14 protein-coding genes are annotated in these 12800 nt (G+C 63.2%); 10 read left to right on the forward strand and 4 right to left on the reverse strand.

All coding sequences use genetic code 11. From position 1 onward, the window contains the following. Positions 1 to 4: 4 nt before the first annotated feature. From purL to N6L26_RS03865, 3 genes are read right to left on the reverse strand one after another with little or no spacing between them, the layout of a single operon-like run. The gene (gene purL / locus N6L26_RS03855; protein WP_263606727.1) at positions 5 to 2251 is read right to left on the reverse strand and encodes a phosphoribosylformylglycinamidine synthase subunit PurL; all 2247 of its coding nucleotides are present in this window, start codon (positions 2249 to 2251) and stop codon (positions 5 to 7) included. Positions 2252 to 2261: 10 nt separating this feature from the next. Then, positions 2262 to 2942: a hypothetical protein gene (locus N6L26_RS03860; RefSeq protein WP_263606728.1), complete on the reverse strand. Its 681-nt coding sequence runs from the start codon at positions 2940 to 2942 to the stop codon at positions 2262 to 2264. A 3-nt stretch (positions 2943 to 2945) separates the two neighbouring features. Further along, on the reverse strand, positions 2946 to 3341 hold the full coding sequence (locus N6L26_RS03865) for a DUF2177 family protein (protein WP_263606729.1): 396 nt from the start codon (positions 3339 to 3341) through the stop codon (positions 2946 to 2948). A 62-nt stretch (positions 3342 to 3403) separates the two neighbouring features. Here N6L26_RS03865 and N6L26_RS03870 point away from each other — a divergent pair, with 62 nt between their 5' ends. The 5 genes from N6L26_RS03870 to queA all read left to right on the forward strand — a co-directional run bounded on the left by N6L26_RS03870 (position 3404) and on the right by queA (position 6914). Next, complete coding sequence (locus N6L26_RS03870; RefSeq protein ID WP_263606730.1) at positions 3404 to 3661, forward strand: exodeoxyribonuclease VII small subunit; 258 nt, start codon at positions 3404 to 3406, stop codon at positions 3659 to 3661. 14 nt (positions 3662 to 3675) lie between these two features. Beyond that, positions 3676 to 4566, forward strand: coding sequence for a polyprenyl synthetase family protein (locus tag N6L26_RS03875; RefSeq protein ID WP_263607246.1), 891 nt, complete (start codon positions 3676 to 3678; stop codon positions 4564 to 4566). Beyond that, positions 4566 to 5075, forward strand: a complete 510-nt coding sequence (coaD, locus tag N6L26_RS03880; RefSeq protein ID WP_253516010.1) for a pantetheine-phosphate adenylyltransferase — start codon at positions 4566 to 4568, stop codon at positions 5073 to 5075. The genes N6L26_RS03875 and coaD overlap by 1 nt, the downstream gene beginning before the upstream one ends. Positions 5076 to 5152: 77 nt before the next feature. Continuing rightward, a complete protein-coding gene (locus tag N6L26_RS03885; protein WP_412071340.1) occupies positions 5153 to 5848 on the forward strand; it encodes a peptidylprolyl isomerase in 696 nt (231 codons plus the stop codon). 37 nt (positions 5849 to 5885) lie between these two features. After that, positions 5886 to 6914, forward strand: coding sequence for a tRNA preQ1(34) S-adenosylmethionine ribosyltransferase-isomerase QueA (gene queA / locus N6L26_RS03890; RefSeq protein ID WP_263606731.1), 1029 nt, complete (start codon positions 5886 to 5888; stop codon positions 6912 to 6914). A 1-nt stretch (position 6915) separates the two neighbouring features. On the opposite strand, the gene N6L26_RS03895 is transcribed toward queA, so the two are convergent. Then, a complete protein-coding gene (locus tag N6L26_RS03895; RefSeq protein ID WP_263606732.1) occupies positions 6916 to 7482 on the reverse strand; it encodes a TetR/AcrR family transcriptional regulator in 567 nt (188 codons plus the stop codon). 45 nt (positions 7483 to 7527) lie between these two features. On the opposite strand from N6L26_RS03895, the gene N6L26_RS03900 reads away from it, so the two are divergent. From N6L26_RS03900 to tgt, 5 genes are read left to right on the forward strand one after another with little or no spacing between them, the layout of a single operon-like run. After that, on the forward strand, positions 7528 to 8958 hold the full coding sequence (locus N6L26_RS03900) for a carotenoid oxygenase family protein (RefSeq protein ID WP_318173617.1): 1431 nt from the start codon (positions 7528 to 7530) through the stop codon (positions 8956 to 8958). Positions 8959 to 8964: 6 nt separating this feature from the next. Beyond that, positions 8965 to 9903 (forward strand): ABC transporter ATP-binding protein, encoded by a 939-nt coding sequence (locus tag N6L26_RS03905; protein ID WP_263606733.1) that lies wholly within the window; start codon positions 8965 to 8967, stop codon positions 9901 to 9903. Beyond that, the gene (locus tag N6L26_RS03910; RefSeq protein WP_263606734.1) at positions 9900 to 10664 is read left to right on the forward strand and encodes an ABC transporter permease; all 765 of its coding nucleotides are present in this window, start codon (positions 9900 to 9902) and stop codon (positions 10662 to 10664) included. Before N6L26_RS03905 ends, N6L26_RS03910 begins: the two co-directional genes overlap by 4 nt. 55 nt (positions 10665 to 10719) lie before the next feature. Further along, positions 10720 to 11667: a YdiY family protein gene (locus N6L26_RS03915; protein WP_263606735.1), complete on the forward strand. Its 948-nt coding sequence runs from the start codon at positions 10720 to 10722 to the stop codon at positions 11665 to 11667. Positions 11668 to 11669: 2 nt separating this feature from the next. Next, positions 11670 to 12794, forward strand: a complete 1125-nt coding sequence (gene tgt / locus N6L26_RS03920; protein ID WP_263606736.1) for a tRNA guanosine(34) transglycosylase Tgt — start codon at positions 11670 to 11672, stop codon at positions 12792 to 12794. Positions 12795 to 12800: the final 6 nt, after the last annotated feature.

The following is a 12800-nucleotide window of genomic DNA, read 5'->3' on the forward strand; positions in this document are numbered from 1 at the left end:
GCCGTCAACCCTCCATCCAGTTGGAGAAGAAGCTCTGGTGCGCGGCTCGCATGTCGTCGACCGTGTTGCCGAACAGCGTGGTGCCGCCGGTCCTGCCGATCCGGCGGAAACCGATCGAGGCGGTTTCGTCGCTCTCGGTACCCTTGGCCAGCACCCGGTTGAGCGCCTCGGTATCGGGCACGGTGACCACATAGCGGCCCTGGTCCTCGCCGAACCACCATTGCGCCTGCGTGTAGTCCTGGTGCCATTCGACTTCGGCACCGATACCGCCAGCCATAGCCATTTCCGCCAGCGTGATCGCCAGTCCGCCATCGGACACGTCGTGCACGGCGCTGACCAGGCCATCGGCGATAAGCTGGCGCACGATCCGTCCTGCATTCTTCTCGACGGTAAGGTCGGTCGGCGGGGTACGGCCTTCGTCACGCCCGTGGATTTCGGACAGCCACAGCGACTTGCCCAGATGCGAGCGTTCGGGATCGGGGGTAGCCCAATGTTCGGCGCGGATCAGATAGATAGCTTCGCCTGCCGCCTTGAACGGCATGGTCATCATGGTCTCGTAATCGTCGATCAGCCCGACGCCGCCGATCGCCGGAGTGGGCAGGATCGCGCTGCCACCACCGGTCGCCTTGCTTTCATTGTAGAGCGAGACATTGCCCGACACGATCGGGAAGTCGAGCAACCGACAGGCCGCGCCCATACCTTCGAGCGCATGGACGAACTGGCTCATGATCTCGGGGCGCTGCGGGTTGGCGAAATTGAGGCAGTTGGTCACCGCGAGCGGCCGTGCGCCGACCGCGCACAGATTGCGGTAAGCCTCGGCAATCGCCTGCTTGCCGCCTTCATAGGGGTCAGCGTGGACATAGCGCGGTGTGCAATCGGTGGTGATGGCGAGCGCTTTTTTGGTCCCATGCACGCGGACCACCCCGGCGTCGCCCCCGGTTTGCAGCGTATCGGCACCCACCTGGCTGTCGTATTGTTCCGCGATCCAGCGGCGCGAGGACAGGTTGGGCGAAGCGAGCAGCTTCATCACATCGCCGCCGACATCGTCGGTGTCGGGCCGTTCGCGCATCGGCGCGATGCCTGCCCAGGCGGTGTAGTCGTCCTTGGAAAGATAGGGCCGGTCGTATTCGGGCGCGTCTGCCGCCAGCGGGCCGAGCGGAATGTCGCAGACCACTTCGCCATCGAATTCGAGCACCATGTGCTGCGTATCGGTCACTTCGCCGATGATCGCGAAATCGAGCTCCCACTTGTCGAAAATGGCCTGCGCCATGGCTTCCTTGCCGGGCTTCAGGACCATGAGCATCCGCTCCTGGCTTTCGCTCAGCATCATTTCGTAGGGGGTCATGCCGTCTTCGCGGCACGGCACCATATTCATATCGAGGCGGATGCCCGCCTTGCCGTTCGTGGCCATTTCAACGCTGGAAGAGGTCAGGCCCGCAGCGCCCATGTCCTGGATCGCGACGATCGCATCGGTCGCCATGAGTTCGAGGCAGGCCTCGATCAGCAGCTTTTCGGTGAAGGGATCCCCCACCTGCACGGTGGGGCGCTTGGCATCGGCGTCTTCCTCGAAATCGGCGCTGGCCATGGTCGCGCCGTGGATCCCGTCGCGGCCGGTCTTCGATCCGACATAGACGATCGGATTGCCCACGCCGGTGGCGGCAGAATAGAAGATCTTGTCTTGGTCGGCGACGCCCACGGTCATCGCGTTGACCAAGATGTTGCCGTCATAGGCGGAGTGGAAATTGGTCTCGCCGCAGACGGTCGGCACGCCGACGCAATTGCCATAGCCCCCGATGCCCGAGACGACGCCCTTGACCAGATGCTGCATCTTGGGATGGTCGGGCCGGCCAAATCGCAGGGCGTTGGCATTCGCCACGGGCCGCGCGCCCATGGTGAAGACATCGCGCAGGATCCCGCCGACGCCGGTCGCCGCGCCCTGATAGGGTTCGATATAGGAGGGGTGGTTGTGGCTCTCCATCTTGAAGATCGCCGCCTGACCGTCGCCGATGTCGATGACGCCGGCATTTTCGCCGGGGCCGCAGATCACCCAGGGTGCTTCGGTCGGGAGCTTCTTGAGATGCAGGCGCGAGCTCTTGTAGGAGCAGTGCTCTGACCACATGACCGAGAAGATGCCCAGCTCCACCAGATTGGGCTCGCGGCCCAGCGCGTGCAGGACGCGCTCGTATTCTGCGGGACTGAGGCCGTGCTGTTCGACGACTTCGGGGGTGATCGCGGATTCGACTATTGCCATGCGCGCGCGCTTAGCGCCGCACGCTGGCTACCGCCAGTCCCAGCTGGTTTTTATGCCACCGTGTCGATTGCACCCAGAAGGCCATGGCGGTCAGAATACCGTAGGAAAGGAAGACCGAAAAATACATGCCGACGCCCGCGTGTTCGGGTTGCGGGCCGAACCAGTTGATCGCCTGGAACAGCAACATTGCTGCGAGCAGGATCAGCGGCGGGATCGCCGGCCCCTTGGTGCGGCTGATGTAAAACCAGTAGGCAAGCAGGACGAGGCCGATCTCCAGCGGCATTTCGATACTTGGGGTGTTCCACAGACCAAGCCCGTATTTGTCCTCGCCCCCTGCAATAGTCAGGTCGGGGCGATGAACCAGCAGGTCGAGCAGCCAATGGCTAAGCACGACGATCGCGCCCCAGGCGGCTGCGACCACGCTGCGTAGGATGACCCCCACAATTAAGCCAAAGACCAGCGCCCAGCCAGCGGTCGCCAAAAGGCTGTGCGAATAGGGCGTGAAGACGAGATCAAGCGGGTTCATGGCTGTGATGCCGGGTACGATGCGCAGCTGCTCGACATCGAATATCGCGAAGGTGAAGAACGCCCAGTCGACCAGCTGGGCGGCGATGAACAGCACACCGAGCTTGGGCGCATCCTCGGCAACTCCGCGGGCCAGGAAAGCGGGAGCAAAATGGCCGATGAACATGGCTTAGCCGAACTTGTCGGCGGCGAAGGTGGCTGCGCTTGCCGCAACTGCCGTCGCGAACGCGCCCCAGATAATGTCGGCGATGGTGACGGTGGTCGACCAGTTCCGCAACGTGGCCTGGTTGGTTAGATCGTAGGTCGCATAACAGATCGCGCCGAGCAGGGCGCCATTGAACGCTGCGGATGCGATGCCGTTGGCAAGGCCCGGGCGCACCGCGAACCAGGCCACTGCAGCGACATAGGCAGCGTAGAATACCAGCGCGGGCGTCATGCGGAAACTGTCAGCCAGAAGATCGCCGAGTTTGGGGCGATAGAAATTGGGTCCGGCCCAGCTCAACCACACCGCATCCAATGCCCCGAACACCAACGCCACAGCGATGACAGCGACAATCCACGTCATATTGGCTCCCCCGTTTGGGTTTACTTGACCGCGCGCAGGCGGACCGTCAATGCTTGCCTGCGATGGCAGAGGAACAGTCACAGATTTCGGATTTGAGCTTCGAGCAGGCATTGCGCGAACTCGAGGGTGTGGTCCGCCGGCTCGAGAGCGGCGATGTGCCGCTGGACGAGAGCATCGATCTCTACGAGCGCGGTGAAAAGCTGCGCAAGGCGTGCCAGGCGCGGCTCGATGCGGCGCAGGCGCGGATCGAGAAGATCGTGGCGGGCGCCGATGGCAAACCGACGGGGACCGAACCCTTCGATGCAGGCGGCGCCGCGTGACAACAGTTACCGCTATGCCCAACCTGCTTGGCGAGGCGTTCGAGCGGGTGCAGGCCGATATCGACAGCGCGTTCGATGCGTTTCTTCCCGTCCCCGACGATACCCGCGCGCGGCTGGTGGAAGCGATGCGCTACGCCGCGATCGGCGGCGGCAAGCGGGTGCGCCCGTTATTGCTGGCCGCGACCGCCGACCTGTTCGGGGTTAACCGCAACGCCGCGATCAATGCTGGCTGTGCGGTCGAGGCAATCCATGCCTATTCGCTGATTCACGACGATCTGCCCTGCATGGATGATGACGAATTGCGGCACGGCAAGCCCACCGTGCATACCGCCTTCGACGAAGCGACCGCGGTGCTTGCGGGCGACTGCCTGCATGCGCTGGCTTTCGATATCCTGACCCAACCCGATACCAGCACCGATCCCTTCGTGCGCGCCGAGCTGGTCGCCACGCTCGCGCGAGCCAGCGGTCATGACGGTATGGCGGGGGGCCAGATGATGGACATCATGTCCGAAGAACAGGCTTACGATCTGCGTCAGATCACGCGCCTCCAGCAGCTCAAGACGGGCGCACTGCTCGCTGCCAGCGTCGAGATGGGGGCCGTACTCGGCCGTGTGCCACCTGAAGGACGGACGCATTTGCGCGCCTATGCCCGCGATATCGGCCTCGCTTTCCAGATTGCCGACGATCTGCTCGACGTCGAAGGCGACGAGAAACTGGCTGGAAAGGCGCTGCGCAAGGACGAAGTGCAGGGCAAGCAGACTTTCGTCACGCTGATGGGCGTCGAACAGGCGCGCGCACAGGCGACCATGCTGGTCGAACAGGCCGGACGGCACCTTGTCAACCATGGCAAGGATGCGCGGCTGCTGGTGGAGCTGGCGCGTTTCATCGTGAAGAGGGATCATTAATGGCCAAGCGTATCGGCATTTACCCGGGGACGTTCGATCCGATCACGCTCGGACATATGGATATCATCGAGCGTGGCGCGAAGCTGGTCGACGAGCTGATTATCGGTGTCACCACCAATATCGCCAAGTCGCCCATGTTCGATGATGACGAGCGCATCGCGATGGTCGAACGCGAGGTGGCGGGCATCAAGAGCCAGAGCATTCGGGTGGTCGGCTTCAACTCGCTGCTGATGGACTTCGCCCAGCAAATGGGTGCGGGCATCGTCATCCGCGGGATCCGCGGCGTGACCGATTTCGAATATGAATACCAGCTCACGGGCATGAACCGGCAGCTCAACGACCAGATCGAAACCGTCTTCTTGATGGCCGATGTCGAACTGCAGCCGATCGCCAGCCGCCTGGTGAAAGAAATTGCTTTCTATGGCGGACCGATCGGGAAGTTCGTGACCCCCGCCGTGCGCGCCGATGTCGAGGCGCGGGTACAGAAACTCGGCCCGCGCGGGGGCTGACGCGGCTATCCAAGCTATTCATTGAACCGACAGACGCCGGTCGCTAGACGATCCGCCATCCAGGACATTGCTACGGAATGACGATGCTCAAGACGCTTGCCATTGCTGCCACGCTGACGTTTGCCGCGGCGCCCTTTACCGCCCAGGCTCAGGACGCGGACGAAACGGTTGCCGCCGAAGCGGAAGCCGATACGCGCGTATTCACGCCGGTCAGTTTCGACGTTTCCGAAGATCGCGAAAACATCCTGCTGCTCGACCTGTCGAATGGCGAGCGCGTGTCGATCCGGCTCAAGCCCGACTGGGCGCCCAACCATGTCGAGCGGGTCAAGGCGCTGACTCGGCAGGGGTTTTATGACGGGATCATCTTCCACCGCGTGATCGACGGTTTCATGGCGCAGACGGGCGATCCGACCGGCACCGGTACCGGCGGTTCGGAATTGCCCGACATCGCAGAAGAATTCCACCGCATGCCGCATGTGCGCGGGAGCGTGTCGATGGCCCGTTCGGCGAGCCCCGACAGCGCCAACAGCCAGTTCTTCCTCGTCTTCTACCCGCGTTTCAACCTCGACCAGAATTACACCAATTTCGGCCGTGTCATCGCCAACATGGCGGCCGTCGACGCGATTGAACGCGGCGAGCCGCCCGCGAATCCCACGCGGATTCTCCAGGCCTCGATCGCGGCGGACAATAAGCCGGTCCCGGCAATGCCTGCGCCGCGCGTGCCGGATGCGGAGATTTCGGCCAGCGATCTGAACGCGCCGCTCGGCAACTGACTTTCCATCGCGCCGCACCCGGACTAGGGGCGGCGCGATGAAAGTCGACCTCTTCGATTTCGAACTCCCGCCTGAGCGGATCGCGTTGCGCCCGGCGCGTCCGCGCGATGCTGCGCGTATGCTCGTCGTCCGCGGCGATGGTCCCTTCGAGGACCGCGGCGTGCGCAACCTGCCGCACATGCTGCGCGCGGGCGACGTGCTGGTGTTCAACGATACGCGCGTGATCCCGGCACAGCTCGAAGGGCGGCGCGGTGAAGCCAAGATCGGTGCAACGCTGCACAAGCGGATCGACCTGCGCCGGTGGCAGGCGTTCGTGCGCAATGCCAAGCGGCTGCGGGTCGGCGATATCGCCGAATTCGGGGGCGGGGTAACCGCGCTCGCTGAAGAGCGGCTGCCCGATGGCAGCTTCGTGCTCGTCTTCGGTGGCGATGAGCCGGTAGAGGTCCTGCTCGAGCGGGCCGGGCGGATGCCGCTGCCGCCCTATATCGCGGGCAAGCGCCCCACCGACGCGCGCGACCGAGAAGACTACCAGACCATGTTTGCGCAGGAGGACGGCGCGGTCGCCGCCCCTACCGCCGCGCTGCATTTCACGCCCGAATTGATGGATGCGCTGGCTGAGGCAGGGGTTGGGACCGAAACACTCACGCTGCATGTCGGGGCGGGGACCTTCCTCCCGGTCAAGGCGGATGACACTGACGACCATGCGATGCATGCCGAATGGGGCCGGATCGAGCCTGCGGTAGCCGACCGGCTCAATGCGGTCCGCGAGGCAGGCGGCAGGGTCATCGCAGTCGGAACCACCAGCCTGCGCTTGCTCGAAAGCGCGGCGGGCGAAGATGACGTGATCCAGCCGTTTGCCGGCGATACGGCTATTTTCATCACACCGGGCTATCGGTTTCGCGCGATCGACGGGCTGATGACCAATTTCCATCTGCCCAAATCGACGTTGATGATGCTGGTAAGCGCGTTGATGGGGCGCGATCGGATGATGGCCGCCTACGAGCACGCCATCGCGCAGGAATACCGTTTTTACAGCTATGGTGATTCCTCGCTGCTGCTCCGCTGATTTAGGGGAACAGGCTGTCCGTATCGAGCAAGCGGTCGATCAGCGTATCGTCGGCGCAAATGCGCCCGTCGAGCATCAGCATCGCAACTCCATGCGCAATCGACCACGCCTGCAATGCGAGTGTTTCGGCGCGTTCGGGATCGCTGGTGAGTGTCTGTGTATGTGTGGTCAGGAGCGCGCGCGCCTGATCGGGTGTGTCGCGGTCGTCGACCGGATGACCCTGGGTGAACATCAGCCGGAAAAGCGCGGGATGCGCGAGCGCGAAACGGACATAGGTTCGCCCCGTCTCGGCAAAGCCCGCTGCACCGCCGCCCGCTTTCTCCGCCGCTTTCGCCTGCTCGCTTCCGAGTAGCGCGAGGCCCTCCTGCGCGAGCGCCTTGTCGAGCGCCTGTTTGTCGGGAAAGTGGCGATAGACCGCAGTCGCCGAAACCCCGACCTCGCGCGCCAGTTCGCGGAGCGAGGGTGCCTTGCCCTCGGCGCCTTCAAGGGCTTCCAGGCCGGCTGCGAGCAAGGCGTCGCGCAAATTGCCGTGATGGTAGCTGGCGGGCAATGTTGACACTGTTAGCATGACCTCTATGTTTACAACGTTCACTTTATCCGGAGCGAGTCGGTCATGGCAAGCGTCATCGAGAAAACCATCCGTAAAGCAGTCACTCCCGCGCTGCAGGCGGTTGCCAGCATCAACCGCGGGCGTTTGCCCGGTGCTGGGGAGAACCCCTTCCTGCACGGTATCCATACGCCGTTGAAAGAGGAATTCACGCTCGATCATCCAACGGTGACCGGCACCATACCCGCCGAACTCGATGGCCGCTATGTCCGGATCGGCCCCAACCCCTTCGGAGACGTCGGCAAGGGCCATCACTGGTTTTTGGGCGATGGCATGGTGCACGGCGTCCGGCTCAAGGACGGCCAGGCCGAATGGTATCGCAACCGCTTCATCCGGTCCGCCGAACTCGAAGGCAAGGGCGGTCCGGCGGCGGTGGGCGGCCCGCGCCGCGGTTTTGGTGATACGGTTAACACCAATGTCCTCGATATCGGCGGAACGATCATGGCGCTGGTCGAGGCCAACAGCTTCCCGGTCGAGCTCGACGGCAATCTCGACAGCGTCGCCTATTCCGATTTCGGCGGCCGACTGACCGGCTCCTTCACCGCGCATCCGCATCAATGCCCGACCACGGGTGAATTCCACGCGATCTGCTATGATGGCCCATCGCAGGATACGATCCGCCACGTAGCGATGGACCGGCGCGGCAAGGTGCTGCGCGAAACCGAGATCGCGGTGAAGCACGGCCCCTCGATCCACGACTGTGCGCTGACCGCAAACTTCGTAATCATTCTCGACCTGCCAGTGACTTTCTCGATGCAGGCGCTGATGGCGGGGCACAAATTCCCCTATCGCTGGAACCGCAATCACAAGGCGCGGGTCGGATTGCTGCCGCGCGGTGCCACCGGCGACGAGGTCGTGTGGCACGAGGTCGATCCCTGCTATGTTTTCCATGTCGGCAACAGTTTCGAAGACGAAACCGGCCAGGTAATCATCGATGTCTGCGCCTATGAAACCATTTTCGACGGCGAGATGCCGGGGCCCTATGGCAAGGCGCTCGGGCTTGAACGCTGGACGGTCGATGGGCAGGGCGGGAAAGTCATTCGCGAGACCACGGACGCGGCGGGCCAGGAATTTCCCCGGCCGGACAAGCGCTATTTCACCAAGCCCCATCGCTATCTCTGGTCGATGGGCATGCCCGAAGACGGGGACCTCGAATTTGTCGCACCGATGCCGCTCTATCGCCACGATCTTGCCACTGGCGAACGGGTGCAACATGTTTTCGGGGACGGGCGGATTCCCGGCGAATTCGTCTTCGTCCCGCGCGCGGTCGACGCGCCCGAAGGTGATGGCTGGGTCATGGGCTATGTGATCGACCGCAACCAGGGCACCAGCGCACTCGAGATCCTCGACGCGATGAGCCTTTCCCCGATCGCGACGGTCCATATCCCGCACCTCATCCCACCGGGCTTCCACGGCAACTGGATCGCCGCTAGCTAGGAGCCTGTGGATCCGATTCTCGAACTCAGCGGCCTGTCGAAGGTCTATCCCGGCGGGCTGAAAGCGCTCGACGATGTCGATCTTACCGTCAGCAGGGGCGAGATTTTCGCGCTGCTCGGTCCCAATGGGGCGGGCAAGACCACGCTGATCGGTGCGGTCTGCGGGTTGGTGCGGCCCAGTTCGGGCACGATCCACGCCTTTGGCTACGACCTCGCCAGCGACTGGCGCCGGGCGCGCAGCCGTATCGGTCTGGTGCCGCAGGAACTCAGCACCGACATGTTCGAACCCGTCGAACGCGCGGTCAGCTATTCGCGCGGGCTGTTCGGTCTTGCACCCGACCGCGAGCGGATCGAGGAAATCCTGCGCAGCCTGAGCCTGTGGGACAAGCGCGACGAGCGCATCATGGCGTTGTCGGGCGGAATGAAACGCCGCGTGCTGATTGCCAAGGCGCTGGCGCATGAGCCCGATTTGCTGTTCCTCGATGAACCCACCGCGGGCGTCGATGTCGAATTGCGCAAGAGCATGTGGGCGATCATCGACGATATGCGCAGCCGCGGCGTGACGATCATCCTCACCACGCATTATATCGAGGAAGCCGAGATGATGGCCGACCGCGTGGGGATCATCAATCGTGGGAAGTTGCTGATGGTCGACGAGAAGGATGCCATGATGGCCCGGCTCGGCCGCACCGAGGCGCATATCGCGCTGGCCCAGCCGCTGACCGTACTCCCGCCCGCCATCGCGCGCTTCCCGGTCGAGCTGGAGGAGGGCGGTATGTCGCTCTGCTATCGCGGCGGCGACGGAACCGGCAAGGGCAAGGCCGAGGTCGCGGACCTCACCAAGGCACTGATCGCAGCGGGGATCGACTACACCGGCATCGAAACGCGCGAGAGCAGCCTCGAGGACATTTTCGTCTCGCTGCTGGGCGAGGGGGAGGCGGCATGATCTCCTGGCGTTCGACCTGGTCGATCTACACGCGCGAACTGATGCGCTTCCTGCGCACCGCGTTCCAATCGGTGCTTGCACCCGTGCTGACCACTTCGCTCTATTTCATCGTCTTCGGCGCGGCGATCGGCGGGCGCATGCCCGATCTTGGCGGGGTGGAATATGGCGCCTTCATCATCCCCGGCCTGCTGATGCTCACACTGCTGGGCGAAACCACCAGCAATTCCAGTTTCGGCATCTACATGCCGCGCTTCACCGGCACGATCTACGAACTGCTCAGCGCGCCGGTGGGCGTTGCCGAGACGCTGATCGGCTTCGTGGGCGCCGCGATGACCAAGAGCTTGCTGCTCGCCGCGATCATCCTGATAACCGCGCGGCTGTTCGTCGATTATTCGATCGCGCACCCCTTGCTTGCGGTGTGCTACATCATGCTGGTCGCCGCGGCCTTCAGCCTGTTCGGCTTCATCCTCGGCATCTGGGCGGACAATTTCGAAAAGCTCGGCATCATCCCGATGCTGTTCCTGACCCCACTGACCTTTCTCGGTGGGACCTTCTATTCGATCGATATGCTGCCCGAACCGTGGGATACGATCGCGCTGGCCAATCCGATCGTCTATCTGGTCAGCGGATTGCGCTGGACCTTCTACGGATCGAGCGATGTCGACATCTGGATCAGCTTCGGCATCACGCTCGGCTTCCTCGCAGCCTGCGTCGCGGTGATCGCCTATATCTTCAAGACCGGATGGCGCCTGCGCGCCTGATTGGCGCAGCGATTGCAGACTGGCGAGCGACGAAACAAGCCGCTAGGCGGGCACTATGCGTTTCATTCCGTTCCTTTTTCCGGTCACGGTCGCATTCATGGCTGTTCCAGCGCAGGCGGAACTTCCCGAGGGTGCACGTGCGATGATCGATGCCGCGATTGCCACCGGCGATGAACGTAAGGTTGCCACTGTGCTCGACCTCGCCCGCCGCACCTGGCCGGCGGAAAAACGCGAGATTAAAGCGATCTCGACCGAGTGGAAAAGCACGGTGGCAGCGCGAAAGGCGGAGCAGGCGCAAGCCGAGGAACAAGCCATCCGCGAGGCCGGACTGTTCGAACGATGGAGTGGCGAAGCCGAACTTGGCGCTTTCCAGTCGAGTGGGAATACCGACTCGATTGGCGTGCTGGCTGCGCTCAAGCTTGATCGCAAGGGGATCGACTGGACCCATGCTATCCACCTGCGCGCCGACTATCGACGCCAGAACGGATCGACCAGTCGCGAACAATTCCTCGCCTCTTATGAGCCGCGCTGGCAGTTCGACGACAACGTTTTTGCCTATGGTCTGGCGCAATATCAGCGCGACCGGATCCAGGGCTTCTCCGCCCGCTATTCGGTCTCGGGTGGCTTCGGTTATCGGGTGGTAAATAACGACCGGCTCGAATTATCGGTCAAGGCCGGCCCGGCTTATCGCGTGACCGATTTTACTGATGGCACCAGCGCAAGCCGGCTCGCAGGACTGGTCGGCCTCGATTTCGATTGGCAAATGCTCGACCGGCTCAAACTGACGCAGGACGTCGAGGCACTGGCTGAGACCGGGGGCGAGGCGACCGTAATCTTCGATAGTGCGAATACCACCGTCAACCTTGTGACGGGGCTCGATTTCCGCATCAGCGACCGGCTGCGCTCGCGGCTTTCCTACAAGATCGAATATGACAGCAATCCCCCGGACGGCACCGTCGGGACCGATACGCAGACCCGCGCCACGCTGATCTACGGTTTTTGACCATGAGCAAACGCTTCGAATTCTCCATCCACGCCACCGATGGCGCCGCGCGCACTGGCACCATTGCCATGCGGCGCGGAGACATCCGCACGCCTGCATTCATGCCGGTCGGCACGGCGGCGACGGTCAAGGCGATGAAGCCCGAGACCGTCCGCAAGACGGGTGCGGACATCATCCTTGGCAACACCTATCACCTGATGCTGCGTCCGGGGGCCGAACGGGTCGCGCGGTTGGGCGGTCTGCATAAGTTCATGAATTGGCAGCGCCCGATCCTGACCGACAGCGGCGGTTATCAGGTGATGAGCCTGTCCGAGCTGCGCAAGCTGACCGAGCAGGGCGTCGAGTTTCGTAGCCATATTGATGGCTCGAAGCACATGCTCACGCCCGAGCGCAGCATGGAAATCCAGCGTCTGCTGGGCAGCGATATCGTGATGGCGTTCGACGAATGTCCGCGTGCCGACCGCCCGCGGGACGAGATCGCGGAAAGCATGGAAATGTCGATGCGCTGGGCAAAGCGCAGCCGCGACGGCTTTGACGCGGGCGGCGAGCATGCCGAGCGATCGGCGCTGTTCGGGATCCAGCAAGGTGCGCTCGACGAGGATCTGCGCCGCATCAGCGCGGACAAGCTGGCCGATATCGGCTTCGACGGATACGCCATTGGCGGGCTCGCGGTGGGCGAGGGGCAGGAAGCGATGTTCGCCACGCTCGATTATGCGCCGGGTCAGTTGCCGGCGGATCGCCCGCGCTACCTGATGGGCGTGGGCAAACCCGACGATCTGGTCGGCGCGGTCGAGCGCGGGGTCGACATGTTCGATTGCGTTCTGCCCAGCCGCTCGGGCCGCAACGGCCAGGCCTTTACCTGGAACGGGCCGATCAATCTGCGCAATGCCCGCTTTGCTGAGGATCAGGAGCCGCTCGACAGCCGCTGCGCCTGCGACACCTGCGGCACTTATACGCGCGCCTATCTGCACCATCTGGTCAAGTCTCAGGAAATCCTCGGCGCGATGTTGATGACCGAGCACAACATTGCGTTCTACCAGCAGCTTATGCAGGCGATGCGCGATGCGATCGGGGAAGGGCGGTTCGCGCAGTTCGCTCGTGATTTCCGCCGCGACTACTTGCGTTGAGGCGCG

It is taken from the genome of Qipengyuania sp. SS22 (assembly GCF_025736935.1).
Taxonomy (GTDB): Bacteria; Pseudomonadota; Alphaproteobacteria; order Sphingomonadales; family Sphingomonadaceae; genus Qipengyuania.

Excerpts from the sequence above, each read along its gene's own strand:
- purL (WP_263606727.1), bottom strand. The coding sequence starts at position 2,251 with ATGGCAATAGTCGAATCCGCGATCACCCCCGAAGTCGTCGAACAGCAC.
- N6L26_RS03860 (WP_263606728.1), bottom strand. The coding sequence starts at position 2,942 with ATGTTCATCGGCCATTTTGCTCCCGCTTTCCTGGCCCGCGGAGTTGCC.
- N6L26_RS03865 (WP_263606729.1), bottom strand. The coding sequence starts at position 3,341 with ATGACGTGGATTGTCGCTGTCATCGCTGTGGCGTTGGTGTTCGGGGCA.
- N6L26_RS03870 (WP_263606730.1), top strand. The coding sequence starts at position 3,404 with ATGGCAGAGGAACAGTCACAGATTTCGGATTTGAGCTTCGAGCAGGCA.
- N6L26_RS03875 (WP_263607246.1), top strand. The coding sequence starts at position 3,676 with ATGCCCAACCTGCTTGGCGAGGCGTTCGAGCGGGTGCAGGCCGATATC.
- coaD (WP_253516010.1), top strand. The coding sequence starts at position 4,566 with ATGGCCAAGCGTATCGGCATTTACCCGGGGACGTTCGATCCGATCACG.
- N6L26_RS03885 (WP_412071340.1), top strand. The coding sequence starts at position 5,153 with ATGACGATGCTCAAGACGCTTGCCATTGCTGCCACGCTGACGTTTGCC.
- queA (WP_263606731.1), top strand. The coding sequence starts at position 5,886 with ATGAAAGTCGACCTCTTCGATTTCGAACTCCCGCCTGAGCGGATCGCG.
- N6L26_RS03895 (WP_263606732.1), bottom strand. The coding sequence starts at position 7,482 with ATGCTAACAGTGTCAACATTGCCCGCCAGCTACCATCACGGCAATTTG.
- N6L26_RS03900 (WP_318173617.1), top strand. The coding sequence starts at position 7,528 with ATGGCAAGCGTCATCGAGAAAACCATCCGTAAAGCAGTCACTCCCGCG.
- N6L26_RS03910 (WP_263606734.1), top strand. The coding sequence starts at position 9,900 with ATGATCTCCTGGCGTTCGACCTGGTCGATCTACACGCGCGAACTGATG.
- N6L26_RS03915 (WP_263606735.1), top strand. The coding sequence starts at position 10,720 with ATGCGTTTCATTCCGTTCCTTTTTCCGGTCACGGTCGCATTCATGGCT.
- tgt (WP_263606736.1), top strand. The coding sequence starts at position 11,670 with ATGAGCAAACGCTTCGAATTCTCCATCCACGCCACCGATGGCGCCGCG.